The following is a 504-nucleotide window of genomic DNA, read 5'->3' on the forward strand; positions in this document are numbered from 1 at the left end:
CGCGGTCGTCGCCGTCGCGGGCGGCGCGATCTACAACGCCACCGACCCCACCGCCGCCGCCAAAGAACTCAAACACCGCGCCACCCGATAACACCGGTACGGGAACGAAAGGAGTCGGTGTGGAAGGCAAGAGTACGAATGCCCGCCATGACACCTACTGCTCCTTGATGCTGCAGGCCGCGGGCGTGCTTCGGTTGCGCTACACGGAATGCAGTCAGGACACCACGTTGTCCCCCGCCGCGGCGAACCAGCTCGCGGACGTCTTCGAAAGCGTCGCGCACGGGGATCCGGCTTACGACCAGATCGACCCGAAGGAGGCGATCGCGCTGGCGCATCGCCTGCTCGACGACGACCACCCTGAGCTGTCGAGGATGTGGCCCAGGACCAGGTAGCGGGTTCGCCGGTCCACCGGCCGGGGGGCGGGGGGCCGGCCCGGGGGGTTGGTCCCTGGAGAGCGGGGTCTCCGAGTTCATCTGCGGGGGCATCCGAGGGCGCGCGCGCGAC

General features: G+C 69.2%; 1 protein-coding gene. It reads left to right on the plus strand.

The genetic code is table 11. The features are described from left to right. Positions 1–119 precede the first annotated feature (119 nt). A complete protein-coding gene (locus ACFWIW_RS13825) occupies positions 120–392 on the plus strand; it encodes a hypothetical protein (protein WP_378368750.1) in 273 nt (90 codons plus the stop codon). Positions 393–504: the final 112 nt, after the last annotated feature.

This window comes from Amycolatopsis sp. NPDC058340, from assembly GCF_042723975.1.
GTDB lineage: Bacteria > Actinomycetota > Actinomycetes > Mycobacteriales > Pseudonocardiaceae > Amycolatopsis.